The organism is Xenorhabdus aichiensis (assembly GCF_028598775.1).
Classification (GTDB): Bacteria; Pseudomonadota; Gammaproteobacteria; order Enterobacterales; family Enterobacteriaceae; genus Xenorhabdus; species Xenorhabdus bovienii.
This window is the reverse complement of sequence record NZ_JAQRFO010000004.1, coordinates 34,534-48,362: the sequence shown is the minus strand read 5'-3', so window position 1 is coordinate 48,362 and position 13,829 is coordinate 34,534. Positions and strand designations below refer to the sequence as shown.

14 protein-coding genes are annotated in these 13,829 nt (G+C 47.4%); 13 read left to right on the top strand and 1 reads right to left on the bottom strand.

Annotated features, from left to right (window positions below; all coding sequences use genetic code 11):
* Window positions 1-31: 31 nt before the first annotated feature.
* Window positions 32-808 (bottom strand): pimeloyl-ACP methyl ester esterase BioH, encoded by a 777-nt coding sequence (gene bioH / locus PSI22_RS03230; protein WP_273578577.1) that lies wholly within the window; start codon window positions 806-808, stop codon window positions 32-34.
* A 38-nt stretch (window positions 809-846) separates the two neighbouring features.
* Here bioH and gntX point away from each other — a divergent pair, with 38 nt between their 5' ends.
* The 13 genes from gntX to PSI22_RS03165 all read left to right on the top strand — a co-directional run bounded on the left by gntX (window position 847) and on the right by PSI22_RS03165 (window position 13,556).
* A complete protein-coding gene (gene gntX / locus PSI22_RS03225; protein ID WP_273578576.1) occupies window positions 847-1,530 on the top strand; it encodes a DNA utilization protein GntX in 684 nt (227 codons plus the stop codon).
* A gap of 72 nt (window positions 1,531-1,602) precedes the next feature.
* Window positions 1,603-2,178 (top strand): Fe-S biogenesis protein NfuA, encoded by a 576-nt coding sequence (gene nfuA / locus PSI22_RS03220; protein ID WP_273578575.1) that lies wholly within the window; start codon window positions 1,603-1,605, stop codon window positions 2,176-2,178.
* A gap of 164 nt (window positions 2,179-2,342) precedes the next feature.
* Window positions 2,343-2,666 (top strand): thiosulfate sulfurtransferase GlpE, encoded by a 324-nt coding sequence (gene glpE, locus PSI22_RS03215; protein ID WP_038181767.1) that lies wholly within the window; start codon window positions 2,343-2,345, stop codon window positions 2,664-2,666.
* A 73-nt stretch (window positions 2,667-2,739) separates the two neighbouring features.
* Window positions 2,740-3,573, top strand: a complete 834-nt coding sequence (gene glpG, locus PSI22_RS03210; protein ID WP_038181770.1) for a rhomboid family intramembrane serine protease GlpG — start codon at window positions 2,740-2,742, stop codon at window positions 3,571-3,573.
* A gap of 61 nt (window positions 3,574-3,634) precedes the next feature.
* The gene (locus PSI22_RS03205; protein WP_273578574.1) at window positions 3,635-4,393 is read left to right on the top strand and encodes a DeoR/GlpR family transcriptional regulator; all 759 of its coding nucleotides are present in this window, start codon (window positions 3,635-3,637) and stop codon (window positions 4,391-4,393) included.
* Between the two features lie 261 nt (window positions 4,394-4,654).
* Window positions 4,655-6,160 carry a glycerol-3-phosphate dehydrogenase gene (glpD, locus tag PSI22_RS03200; protein ID WP_273578573.1) on the top strand — a complete coding sequence of 502 codons (1,506 nt, stop codon included), beginning with the start codon at window positions 4,655-4,657 and terminating at the stop codon, window positions 6,158-6,160.
* Between the two features lie 685 nt (window positions 6,161-6,845).
* The gene (gene yhfZ / locus PSI22_RS03195) at window positions 6,846-7,754 is read left to right on the top strand and encodes a GntR family transcriptional regulator YhfZ (protein WP_273578572.1); all 909 of its coding nucleotides are present in this window, start codon (window positions 6,846-6,848) and stop codon (window positions 7,752-7,754) included.
* A gap of 49 nt (window positions 7,755-7,803) precedes the next feature.
* Window positions 7,804-8,166, top strand: a complete 363-nt coding sequence (locus PSI22_RS03190; protein ID WP_273578571.1) for a PRD domain-containing protein — start codon at window positions 7,804-7,806, stop codon at window positions 8,164-8,166.
* Between the two features lie 104 nt (window positions 8,167-8,270).
* Window positions 8,271-9,446, top strand: coding sequence for a YhfX family PLP-dependent enzyme (locus PSI22_RS03185; protein WP_273578570.1), 1,176 nt, complete (start codon window positions 8,271-8,273; stop codon window positions 9,444-9,446).
* A 96-nt stretch (window positions 9,447-9,542) separates the two neighbouring features.
* The gene (locus tag PSI22_RS03180) at window positions 9,543-10,631 is read left to right on the top strand and encodes a phosphotriesterase-related protein (protein ID WP_273578569.1); all 1,089 of its coding nucleotides are present in this window, start codon (window positions 9,543-9,545) and stop codon (window positions 10,629-10,631) included.
* A gap of 85 nt (window positions 10,632-10,716) precedes the next feature.
* Window positions 10,717-11,079, top strand: a complete 363-nt coding sequence (locus PSI22_RS03175) for a DUF2620 domain-containing protein (protein WP_273578568.1) — start codon at window positions 10,717-10,719, stop codon at window positions 11,077-11,079.
* Window positions 11,080-11,089: 10 nt separating this feature from the next.
* Window positions 11,090-12,457, top strand: coding sequence for a YhfT family protein (locus PSI22_RS03170; RefSeq protein WP_273578567.1), 1,368 nt, complete (start codon window positions 11,090-11,092; stop codon window positions 12,455-12,457).
* A gap of 4 nt (window positions 12,458-12,461) precedes the next feature.
* Window positions 12,462-13,556, top strand: coding sequence for an aminotransferase class V-fold PLP-dependent enzyme (locus PSI22_RS03165; RefSeq protein ID WP_273578566.1), 1,095 nt, complete (start codon window positions 12,462-12,464; stop codon window positions 13,554-13,556).
* Window positions 13,557-13,829: the final 273 nt, after the last annotated feature.

Genomic DNA, 13,829 nt, shown 5'->3' with positions numbered 1-13,829 from the left:
TAACTTGATGGTTATGGGTAATAAGCAACAATCACAATCCTGCGTTAACCACAAACTCCATTAAGGCATCCACAAATTCATCAGGATGGGAAATAAAAGGCGCGTGGGCAGCGTTACGCATAATGACCGAATGAGTATGTGGCCACTCATTGTCGAGCTGTGCAGCAATTTTACGCGGCACAAGGCCATCCAGATAACCATACAGACGCAAGAAAGGCAGCCGGAGTTGCGCCAGTTCTGCCCTCAGATCATCGGTACGCAGAGTTTCCAGCCCGGCATTGAGCACTTCCACGGTCGGCATCGGCTGGCTCAATATCACAGATTTCAATAAACGTGCGTCTTGACGTGCGCTGTCAGTGCCCAAGGTCTGCAATGCCAGAAAACGCTCAACGGTCTTCTGGAAATCCTCGCTCAGTTGATGCTCAAAAGCCTGCAATACGGTTGGTTTAATCCCCGGCCAGTCACCTTCCGCACTGAACTTTGGCGAAGATGCCACGGTAATCAGACCCGCGACCTGCGCCGGATGATCCAATGCAATACGACTGGCAACCAATCCTCCCAGCGACCAACCCAACCACAGCGCATTCTCCGGTGCCTGCTGCCATACGGCATCCGCCATTTCCGCCAGAGTCATTGCCGGATACGGCTGGCTGCGACCATACCCCGGCAAATCCACCAGATGCAGGCGGAAGTGCGAAGCCAATCGCGTTTCCACGGAACGCCAGACCTCAGAATTCAACCCCCATCCGTGCAGCATCACAAGATCGCGTGGAGCCTCACCCATTATCTGCCAAAACAACTGATTCATTGTTATTCTCATCTTATTTGTCATCAAGGAAGGAACCTATGCTAACAATGGTTGGATACTGTTGGCTATGCCATCAAAGTTTGTATTTTGCTCATCATGGGATCTGTCATATCTGCCACCAGCAATTAAAACGGCTGCAACATGTCTGTCCGCGCTGTGCTCTGCCTGCCGAATCGAGAGATTTTCCCTGTGGCCGCTGCCTGAAGAATCCACCTCCGTGGCAACATCTCATCGCCATTACGGACTATGCCCCGCCATTAAGCCGGCTTATCCAGCGCTACAAATATCACGGCACCCCACAACTCGCGGCGGTATTGGCCCGTCTGTTTCTCCTGCATTGGTTGCAGGGTTATCGTGATGGCCGCTGGAATAAGCCGGATTGTATACTCGGCATTCCCCTGCACAGCAAAAAACGCTGGCGACGTGGATTCGATCAAATTGAACTGATCACCCAGCCGTTATCGCGCTGGCTACAATGCCACTATCAGCCTGATCTTTTGTGGCGCTCGCGTGCTACACTCACACAACGGGGCTTATCTGCCACTCAACGGAAAACCAATCTTAAGCATGCCTTTCAATTGCGTGGCGATTTTACCGATCAAAATGTCGCGATTTTCGATGATGTGATCACCACGGGCACGACGTTGCATGAAGCCTCACAGTTGTTGATTCGTGCGGGTGCCCACTCCGTGCAAGCCTGGGCAATATGCCGAACCTTGTAGTTCCTTTATAAATGGGCGTATTATAACCAACTAGAACAGTCAACTATTACAGTCAACTATTGAGCAAATGACATGATTAATATTACTGAAGCAGCGCAAGCGCACTTTGCCAAGCTACTGGCAAGTCAAGAACCGGGTACACAGATCCGCGTTTTTGTCATTAATCCGGGAACCCCGACGGCTGAATGCGGTGTTTCCTACTGCCCACCGGATGCTGTTGAAGCCACTGATACCGAACTGAAATTTGACCAGATTTCTGCCTATGTTGATGAAATCAGTGCCCCTTTTCTGATAGAAGCCGTCATTGATTTTGTCACTGATCAACTTGGCTCCCAGCTAACCCTGAAAGCCCCGAACGCCAAAATGCGCAAAGTGACGGATGATGCCCCACTGATTGAGCGTGTTGAATATGTTCTGCAATCGCAGATCAACCCTCAGCTTGCAGGTCATGGCGGCCGTGTCAGCCTGATGGAAATCACCGATGCAGGTTATGCTATCCTGCAATTCGGCGGTGGTTGTAATGGGTGTTCTATGGTCGATGTCACCTTGAAAGAAGGGATAGAAAAAGAGCTGTTGAATATGTTCCCTGAGTTGAAAGGGGTCAGAGACCTGACTGAACACCAGCGTGGCGAACACTCTTATTACTGATTCTTGATTTGTATTTTTTGACCCTTTTTCTGCTTTTAGCATTTTCAGCCAGTATTTCCACGCCTTCCCAATGAAAACGTTGGGAAGGCGCAAAGTCATAAAAGACGATTATTAAGAAATTACGGCATTTAAATGGAAAGTATTAGAAATAACGTTGAGTATTTATGGACCGTTTTCAAACAATAAACCCTGAACAAGCCTACCAGCATTGGCTGAATAAAACTGCTGTTATGGTGGATATCCGTGATCCACAGAGTTTCCGTGCCGGACATACCACAGGCGCATTTCATCTGACCAATGAAACCCTCAATAACCTCCTGCAAGAAGCTGATTTTGACCAGCCTGTCATGGTGATGTGTTATCACGGCCACAGTAGTCAAGGCGCCGCACAATACCTTGTGAATATGGGTTTTGAAACCGTTTACAGTGTTAATGGTGGCTTTGACGTATGGCAGAGAAGCTATCCTGAGGCTGTTAACACGCTATAGTTTCTTAACATACTGATTCCAACCTCATTAGCCCTGTGCGATTAACTTCAACTTAAGGCAGATAAAACGCGCAATGATCCACGTAACCTCAATATCCAATCCACGACTGGCTCAGGCCTTTATTGATTATATGGCGACACAGGGCATTCACTTGACCATGCGCCCTACCCATGAGCCGGCGCTGGTTGAGTTGTGGCTGGAAGATGAAAGCCGGTTAGGTTTTGTTGAGCAGGAACTTAACCAATTTTCCCGCGATCCACTCAATGAACGCTATCAAGCCGCCAGTTGGCAAGCTGGCAAATCGGGTTATTCATTTAAATATCACAACAGCCTGAATTTGAGCACCCTGAAAAGTCAGTCCGGCCCTCTGACTATCTCCGTGACCGCTCTCTGTATCTTAGTTTATCTATGGATGCAGGTGGCGGGTGATTCCAATGTCATGCGCTGGCTGGCATGGCCTAATGGTGAACAATATCTGGAATTATGGCGCTGGGTCAGCCCTGCCCTGCTGCATTTCTCACTGACACATCTTCTGTTCAATCTCGCGTTATGGTGGTATCTCGGCAGTCAGGTGGAAAGGAATATGGGTGCCGGAAAACTCTTTGAAATTACGATAGTCTCTGCGGTTTTCACTGACTGGGCACAATCATTGTTCAGTGGATCGCATTTTGGTGGGCTTTCTGGTGTGGTCTACGCACTGATCAGCTATGTTTGGCTGACCGGTGAAATTTCCCCCAAAAGAGGGATCAGTGTCCCCAGAGGGTTAATCGCTATCTCGGTCATCTGGTTATTGGTTGGCTATTTCGATATGTTTTCACTAAATATCGCCAATGCCGCTCATTTTTCAGGGTTAATCATCGGCTTACTCATGGGGCTATGGGATAATTTACGTAAACAAAAAAATTAATAATATTCCAAATAACGTTGGTCAATTATAATCTATCTATGCAAAACATTAGGGGAATGTTGTGAAGCAAACTCAGCGACATGATGCAATAATCGAGCTGGTGCGCCTTCAAGGTTATGTCAGCACTGAAGAGCTGGTTGAACACTTTGATGTCAGCCCGCAAACCATCCGGCGTGACTTAAATGATCTGGCAGACAAAAATAAGATCCAGCGTCATCACGGCGGAGCGGCATTACCCTCCAGCTCCGTCAATACCGCCTATCATGACCGTAAGATCATGTGGTCAGATGAAAAAGCCCGTATTGCCCAGCAGGTTGCCACCCAGATCCCAAATGGTGCAACCCTGTTCATTGATATTGGCACCACCCCCGAAGCTGTCGCCCACGCATTACTCAATCATCGGGATTTACGGATTGTCACCAACAACCTCAATGTTGCCAGCCTGTTCATGGGGAAAGAAGATTTCCGGTTAATTATGGCGGGTGGTGAAGTCCGTTCCCGTGATGGCGGCATTATTGGTGAAGCAACGCTGGATTTCATCTCCCAGTTCCGCCTTGATTTTGGCATTCTTGGGATCAGCGGCATCGATAGCGATGGCTCCCTGCTGGAATTCGATTACCATGAAGTCCGTACCAAACGCGCCATTATCGAGAACTCCCGCTGCGTGATGCTGGTTGCCGACCATTCAAAATTTGGCCGCAGTGCGATGGTCAACCTCGGCAACATGAACCTTATTGATTTCCTGTTCACGGATAAAGCGCCTCCTGCCAGCATCCAGAAAATCATTGAGCAGCATAGTGTCAAACTGGAACTGTGCTAATCACATTTTATTCTTTCCCCACCTGAAATATAAATAAGGTGGGGCTTCCCGTTGCAAGCCCCTGCTCCCAGATTTCTGCCCTCAATTTGCTTCCCACAAATTCCTTATTAATCTTATATATATGATAAAAATTTGTTATCTGCATCACGCGAATAGGTTTTTTCCTAGTTAATGGTTGGCGATTGATGAAATTTTGATTACAATCTTTTGAGCGAAAACGAGCATTAAAGAACTGTTTCGAACATTTCAGAGGGGGATGCAATGGAAACCAAAGACTTGATTGTGATCGGCGGCGGAATTAACGGCGCGGGTATTGCGGCAGATGCTGCTGGCCGGGGACTTTCAGTCCTGCTATTGGAAGGTCAAGACTTGGCCAGTGCGACTTCGTCTGCCAGTTCCAAGCTGATCCACGGTGGCCTGCGCTATCTGGAACATTATGAATTCCGGCTGGTCAGTGAAGCACTGGCAGAGCGTGAAGTATTACTGAAATTAGCGCCGCATATTGCATTCCCAATGCGTTTTCGCCTGCCCCATCAACCACATCTGCGCCCAGCCTGGATGATCCGCATTGGCTTGTTCCTGTATGATAACTTGGGTAAACGCGTTAGTCTGTCAAGCAGCAAGGGGCTGAAATTCGGTGCGAATTCCGTGCTGAAACCCTCCATCCGCCGTGGCTTTGAATATTCCGACTGCTGGGTTGATGATGCCCGTCTGGTTGTCCTGAACGCACAGGAAGTCCAGAAACATGGCGGTGAAGTCCGTACCCGCACTCAAGTTACCCGCGCATGGCGTGAAAAGGGTTACTGGATGGTTGAAGCGAAAGATCTCACCACGGGCAAAACCGATACATGGCGCGCCAAAGGTTTGGTCAACGCGACTGGCCCGTGGGTCAAAAACTTCTTTGATGATGGGCTGAAACTGAAATCACCTTACGGTATCCGTCTGATCAAGGGCAGCCATATCGTTGTACCTCGCGTGCATGATGAACCTCAAGCCTATATTCTGCAAAACGAAGATAACCGTATCGTGTTTGTTATTCCGTGGAATGATGAGTTTTCCATCATCGGCACCACCGATGTTGAATACAAAGGCGATCCAAAAGAAGTCAAAATTGACGATCAAGAGATCGGCTATTTGCTGAAAGTCTATAACGACCACTTCAAGAAACAACTTGACCGTAGTGATGTTGTCTGGACTTACTCCGGCGTTCGCCCACTGTGCGATGATGAATCAGATTCACCACAGGCGATCACCCGTGATTACACGCTGGATGTACAGGATGAACAGGGGCAGATGCCATTGTTGTCCGTCTTTGGCGGTAAGCTGACAACCTATCGGAAGCTGGCTGAACACGCGATGGAGAAACTGGTACAGTACTATCCAAACGCAGGCAAGGCGTGGACCAAAAACGGTAAGTTACCGGGCGGTGAACTGGAAGGCCATGACCGCGATGGTTATGCACGTCTGCTACGCCAGCGTCATAACTGGCTGCCAGAAGGTGTGGCACAACGCTATGCCCGTACTTACGGCAGCAACTGCCAGATAATCCTGAAAGGCGCAGAAGCCCTGACAGATTTAGGCGAGTTCTTCGGCCATGGCCTGTATGAAGCCGAGTTGCGTTATCTGGTCGAACATGAGTGGGTGACTCAGTTAGACGACGCTATCTGGCGCCGGACTAAATTGGGTATGTGGCTGACCGATGAACAGAAACAACGTGTTGCTGACTGGCTGGCACAGAACGTTCAATCAAGCCAGGCACAAGTCTAACTCTACCCTTGCTAAAAAATGGCGATAAGAGATTATCGCCATTTTACCTTTCCTCGCGCATAATCTTTTTCATCCCTACCCTAAAAGTACCTTCCCGCTCATTTTCTTTCCTGAAAATGACCATAAAGTTTCGAAATCAATCATCCCTATTTTCTACTGAAATGTCTTAATTTCTAATTTTATTCAACTGGTTATTTAAATAATCATATTTCTACTGACATGGTAGGATGTCGAAAAGCTGATTTAATTATTTTACCGTGAACAGGCCATATCCATACTGCTATTGCCACTTATACCAGCAAAATAAAACAAGTATTAATAGTTTTAAAACAAAATATTTCACTTAAATTTCTAATTGATTACTAAGAAAATAATAAGCAAAATATAATCTGACTATTCTATTACGTGACAAATAGTGTAGCAAAAATCACCATCCAGTAAGGTAAACACAGCAGACAGATAGGGTCTACACGCAGATTTCCCTATATTCTCCCATAACGCTGATTTTTATATCTTCAGTATCAAATTTAAATATATATTCAAAATATTGATAATATTGAATTTTATTACTTTTTTAAATTTTCATTTTTTTTTCAATTGTGATATTAATCCCCTTTCTATAATTCGCTTATTGCGATTTATGTTCAAATTTATGAAGATAAACCAGAATGGATAAAAGCTTACTATGATGAGTCAAACATTCATTAAAAAAGAGGGGATTGCACAATCGTTTCTAGCTCGTTATCTCCTCTCTGAGCAATGTGGCAACCGCCTGAAAACTATTGAGTTACTGGCTAAAGAATGTGGATTGTCCGTAGGTTTAATGCAAGCAGCATTGAAATCTCTTGAACAGGCACAAGCGGTTGGAATTAAGCGTCGTGGTCGTAATGGCAGCTTTCTTTCGCAGATTAACCATAAATTACTCTTAGAGTACGCCGATATCGGCAATGTGGTCTGCGCGATGCCGCTTCCTTATACCCGCGCCTATGAAGGTCTGGCCAGTGGTTTAAAAGCATTGTGTGCAGAGATTCCTTTTTATTTTGCACATATGCGAGGCTCAGACATCCGCATTGAATGCTTACTGAATGGCGTCTATGACTTAGCAGTAACGTCAAGACTTGCCGCAGAGCAGCACCCAGAAAATAAAGATTTATATATTGCGCTTTCACTAGGGACACAAAGTTATACAGACAGGCATAGATTAATCTTTCGTCATGGCGAAATGGATTCCATTCGCCGGGTTGGGTTGGACAGTACTTCAGCAGACCAAAAAATAATGACGAATCAGTATTTTGAAGGAAAAGAGATTGAAGTGGTCGAGGTCTCCTATCACGAATGCCTGAATCAAATCATGAAAGGCCACATTGATGCGGCCATTTGGAACGTCGGGCAAGGTCACGAACTGATAGCACAAGGTTTGATGACTCAGCTCCCGGATGACAGTGAGTGCTTTATTAAAGCCTCCGAAGCCGTTATTTTGGCTCGTAAGGACAACATCCCCATCCAGCAGCTCCTGCACACCATGGTTGATCGAGAAGCGCTGCTAACTCATCAAAAAAACGTGGTCGCAGGCACAATCGAACCGGTTTATTGACGCCCATTAAACCAAATCAAACAATTAACCTGACGTATAACAAAAAGCAATGGTAGAACAACGGTTAACTATCCTGTTGCAAGGTGGCGTCATCGATCAAGATATCTACGATAACATGCTTGATATTGTGCATGATCTGGAAGATATCTGGTTAATCCCTGTCCGTCACTCACAAGGCGAAATGGCGCTTACCCACATGGCGAGTGCTTTCATGCGCTCACGGCGCGGCGAAATGGTTTTGCCACTTGAAAATAACATCTTGACCAAAATCGAACAGTCAGAGCACAGCGCGCAATTATTCAAAATCCATCGCGCATTGTTGGAAAAATTCACAGTCACACTACACCCCAACGAAGAAGGCTATCTGTTGGTAAATTTATATGGTTTAATGCTTGCAACCAAAATTCCCTGAATTTTGTTTACACTATAAATATTCAAAAAAATGAATATTTTGGATTTCTCAGTCTTTTTAATTTTCACACAGCCGTGCCGCATTGCAGCCATGAAGGGAAGCCGATGTTTATCAATGCTCTGAAAAAACAGAACCCCAAATTGATTGAAATAGCAAAAGACCTTTGGCAGCAAGGCGCAATATTACCAGACACTTACATCATTGATGTCGATCAAGTCTTGGACAATGGTCGACGTTTGCTACAAGCAGCAGAGCAATATGGCATTGAACTCTATTTGATGACCAAACAGATTGGTCGCAATCCTTGGCTGGCTCAAAAACTCATTGAACTCGGTTACCCCGGTGTCGTGGCCGTGGATTTCAGGGAGGCATATACCCTGAGTCAGCATGGCATACCGCTATGCCACATCGGTCATTTGGTACAAACTCCTGCACACCTGATAGAAACCATGCTTAAGCAGCATCCGGGTATCATTACGGTGTTTTCCATTGAAAAAGCGCAGGCGATCTCAGATGCCGCAGAGAAATTGGGGCGGGTTCAGCCCATCATGCTGAAAGTGTTTGATAAGCGTGATATCACCTTACCCTCTCAGGAAGCAGGCATCCTCTTCGATGAACTAGATGAAACGGTTGACATACTAAAAACCATGCCGGGCATTAAGTTGAGCGGTTTAACCCATTTCCCCTGCCTGGAGTGGAATGCCCGATATCAGACAACCTTGCCCACCATCAACTTGCAGACCCTCCTCAGGGCGCGCAACAGACTTGAACAGCTTGGCATCGAACTCTCACAAATCAATGCGCCTTCAGCATCAAGCTGCAACACCATCCCCCTGCTGGCAAAGTATGGTGCCACCCACCTTGAGCCGGGACATGCCCTGACCGGCACGATACCCGCCAATATCAGTGGCCGCGAACCTGAAAAGATCTCAATGGTCTATATCACCGAGGTTTCCCACCACTACGACGGCAACAGTTACTGCTATGGCGGCGGCTACTATAAACGTGGGCATATGAAATACGCGCTGGTTTTCCCTGAACGTGCGCGCTCCCCCAAAACCGTGCGGGTACTGAGTCTGGGAGATCCCTGCATTGATTACCATCTCCCGATATCCGGTATCCATCCTATCGGCAGCCCAGTGATTATGTGCTTCCGTACCCAGATTTTTGTCACCCGCAGCGACGTAACGCTCGTTTCCGGCATTCAATCCGGCTCACCAAGGCTTGAAGGCATTTATGACAGTCAAGGAAATTGGAAAAATAGGGGTTATTTTCAATAATCACCCAATCAAAGTATTACAGTTAATATCACTTATCCCTTAAATAATGTTATTTTCGCTCTAGTCGATTTACCGCATGATGCTACAGAAATATTTATGGGATACCAGAAACAGACTGGGAATACGCCCACACATTCCGCTACGTATTCCTCATCCAGAATTGATGAAGCTGAAGACGCACTCAAACAGGCGGACTACCAAGAATATCAGGTTAAACGTCGGGGTGAGACGCTGCTATATTCATCAAACAAACAATTAAATAACCCACATCTGGGTACACAGCAAAATATCTGTATTGATACATCGGGCTATACCTATGTGCATGAACACCTGCATATCGATCTCTCTGGTGCGAAAGGCAGTCTCGACTGTCGGTTAGACCAATACGATCTGATCGTCGATGAACTTCGTCACCTTTATACCCTTGGCCTACGGAACATCGCGGAAATGACCAACCGCTACATGGGGCGCAATGCCAGCTTTCTACTGGATTTGATGCGTGATAGCCACATCAACATCATTGCTTCGACGGGTTACTATAAAGAGCCATTTTTCCCCGTTCATTTCAGCGAATTGAGTGTACAGGCGATTGCCGACGATATGATTGCTGAAATTGAAACGGGTATTGACGGTACTGGGCTAAAAGCCGGCGTGATAGCAGAAATTGGTTCCAGCCTTGATCAAATCACAACGGATGAGAAGAAAGTGTTTGCAGCCGCCGCTCTGGCACATCATGCCACTGGCTGCCCTATCTCCACCCATACCACCTTAAGCACAATGGGACGTGAGCAACTGGCTCTGCTCAAAGAATTTGGCGTTTCTGCTGAACATGTGGCAATCGGTCATTGTGATCTGAAAGATAACCTCGACACGATTATTCCCCTGCTTGAAGAAGGAGCGTGGGTACAATTCGATACGATTGGCAAAAACAACTACTACCCAGACAGCGGGCGCATTGCCATGTTGCGGGAAGTCGCCAAACGTGGCCTGCTGAGCCAAGTGATGCTTTCCCAAGATATCACTCGCCGCTCTCATTTAAAAAGTAACGGGGGAATTGGATTCGATTACCTGTTAACCGTATTCGTTCCGATGTTATTGGCAGCCGATTTTTCCCAAACGCAGATAGATCTCATGTTACGTGATAATCCTGCACAATTTTTCCGACACGGCTTTTCTAAGACTTAAATTTTCTAACCCCTGTATTTTCCGAAAGTTAGCTTTTTCAATCAATCAGCAATTCGATACAAAATAAAAAGAGAGGGAGGACAATATGAAATTTGTCGTTGGTGGACAGATAGAAAAAGAAAGAATAGCCGAAGGCATTCAACGATTGGCGGGAGACAAAGCCACTGCAATTACCATCATGAATGACATTGAAGCCGCTATGGCGATTAAAAATGGTGATGCAGATTACTATCTCGGTGCATGCAATACCGGTGGGGGTGGCGCACTGGCAATCGCCATCGCACTTATCGGCCTGAATCAATGTGCCACCATCAGTATGCCGGGCAAAATCCTGTCTGACGACGAGATCATTGCCCATGTGAAAGCAGGTAAAAAAGCATTCGGTTTTACAGGTCAGGATATGGATGTTGTCCTGCCGGTGATCATCAACACCATCGTTTCTCGGTGAGGGGCATGTCATGAGTGATATCAATGCCATACAACATCTTCACAGTTTTCTGATGAGCCTGATGGAAGTTGACCCTTTCAAGGCCGGATTACTCGCTGCCATTGGCGCGATTGCCGCCATGATGGCAAACCGTGGTATTGCTGTTTTCCATGATGGTCTGCGCCCGCTGCTGCCGGAATACCTTGAAGGCCGGATGAGCCGCAAAGCGCTCGCTGCGACCAGCTTTGCCCTGAGCATCGGCCTGGTTGTCGGTTTTGGCATTCCCTTTTCACTGGCAGCGCCGATTGTACTGGTTCACAGCCTGCTGCTTGGCACTGATATGATCGGCATCTGGTGTGCCAACAGCCGAAGAGGGTTTATCGCCTCGGGTATCATCGGCGCCCTGTATGCCATTGCCTTGCTCGCCGGCCTGCGCTCAGTCGTCGAACTGTTTGCCATGCTGCCGGTGAATTTCACCGATGACCTCAAGAAAGTTGGCGATCCTATTGTCGCCTGCTTCGCGCTGTTCCCTGCGATAGTTGTGGGTTATCAATATGGCTACCGCAAAGGGCTATGGGTCATGCTCACCGCGTTGATAGGCTATCTGGCCACCAAGGCGATTGGCCCGCTCAGCTTTGGTGGCATGATCGAAAAACCGGTCAGTCTCGATCCCAACGGCGCAGCATTGCTGTTGTCGATGATTGCCATGTTCTACTTTGCGATGCGAGAGCGCCCAGCCCAGTCAGCGGAGCAAAAAGGAGCCAATGAAGTCTTAGTCGGGCTGTTCTCTACCCGTATTGAACGCATCCAGAAAAACAAATGGCTGCTGATCCTCTGCGGCGGCCTGACCGCAAGTGCCGCGACCATGTCTTTCAGCCTGCTGGCCGAAGGCCCGGTTTCCCTGCAATTAATGGCACAGGGCGAACAGACCAACGCCCTGTTAGTCGCACTGGCACGCGCCATCAGCTTTGTCCCGCTGGTCGGCACCACGGCGATAGCCACGGGAGTTTACAGCCCGAATGGCATGAAATTCGTGTTTGTGGCAGGTCTGGCAACCAACAACCCGTGGATCGCCTTTATTGCGGGCGGCATCACCATGTTCATTGAAATCCAGCTGCTGGCAAAAATCGCCATTTGGCTGGATAAATACCCTGGCGTAAAAGCCTGTAGTGGCCATATTCGTACCGCGATCACCAAAATGCTCGAAGTCGCCCTGCTGGTTGGTGGTATGATTGCCTCCAACGCTATTTTGCCGGGTATAGGCTTTATGATCGTGGCGGGTATCTACCTGCTCAACCGCACTTCCAGACGTCCTTTGGTAGAGATGGCTATCGGCCCAATCGCAACTATTGCGGTAGGTATCCTTGCCAACGTGCTCTATCTGCTGGGAATAAAGTAAGAAAATGCAAACCTATCCATTGCAAAGTATGACGATGGCGCAAGCCCAGCAGCAGCAGTTCAAACTGGTGGATATTATCTGTCGTCACTTTCCTGGCGCTGATTTTCTCTCGCAAGGAGATCTGGGCTTAGTCCCGGATCTGCACCAACCCCGGATGACCCACCGTATTGAAGCGGTCATCGCGGAGCATTTTGGTGCTGAGGCGGCCGCCTTTGTCAATGGAGCCGGAACAGGGGCGCTACGCGCGGGGCTGGCAGCATTGGTCAGTCCCAACGCTACGTTGCTCGTTCATGATGCACCGATTTATCCCACGACCAAGGTATCGATTGAACAGATGGGGCTTCACGTGGTGTATGCAGATTTCAATCATACAGAACAAATTGTAGCGGCCATCCAGCAATATCAACCTGCTGCCTGCCTGATCCAGCATACACGACAGAAGATAGATGACAGCTACGCCCTGCAAGATGTGCTCGCCATACTCCATCAGTATCAAATTCCCTCATTGGTCGATGATAACTATGCAGCCATGAAAGTGGCGCATATTGGCTGCGAATATGGCGCGACACTCTCCAGTTTTTCCTGTTTTAAGTTACTGGGGCCACAGGGAGTTGGCTTAGTTATCGGCAAACAAACAACGATTGAGACCCTACGGCGCAGCATGTACTCCGGTGGCTGCCAGATACAAGGCTATCAGGCAATGGAAGCATTGCGTGGGCTGGTGTCCGCGCCAGTGATACATGCAGTACAGGCAGAAGTTAATGAAACGTTGGTGACACGATTGAATCAGGGGGAATTGCCACAGGTGAAACAGGCATTTCTGGCCAATGCTCAATCCAAAGTGTTACTGGTGGAATTTCACGAACCCATCGCCGAAGCGGTACTGACGGCTGCACATGGGCTGGGAGCATTACCTTACCCAGTGGGCGCAGAATCCAAGTTTGAAATCCCGCCTCTGTTTTACCGCATTTCCGGCACATTTCGTCAGGCAGATCCTACACTGGAAAAACGCATGATTCGCATTAACCCCAATCGCAGCGGGGCAGAAACAGTAATGCGTATTTTGCGGGAAAGTATTTTGCAGGAAAGCAGTCAATAAAAAAGGCAAAACAGCGGTAACTTAATTAAGAAAGCAAAAAATATAACGCCTGATTATTATTTAATTTAAATATTAAACAAACTATCCCTTCTGTTACTGCATTACATAAGGTAATTCATCTGTTTTTATTATTTACCCGGTACTTTGGATTAACGAGACCAAAATAGGAAACATCATCAGGCGTTAATAAATGGCTTTGCTTTATATTGACTATTGCACTCAGTTTAAGTTTAGTCAAGCCACATTCCTGTCTAATTGATGATACAGACCCCA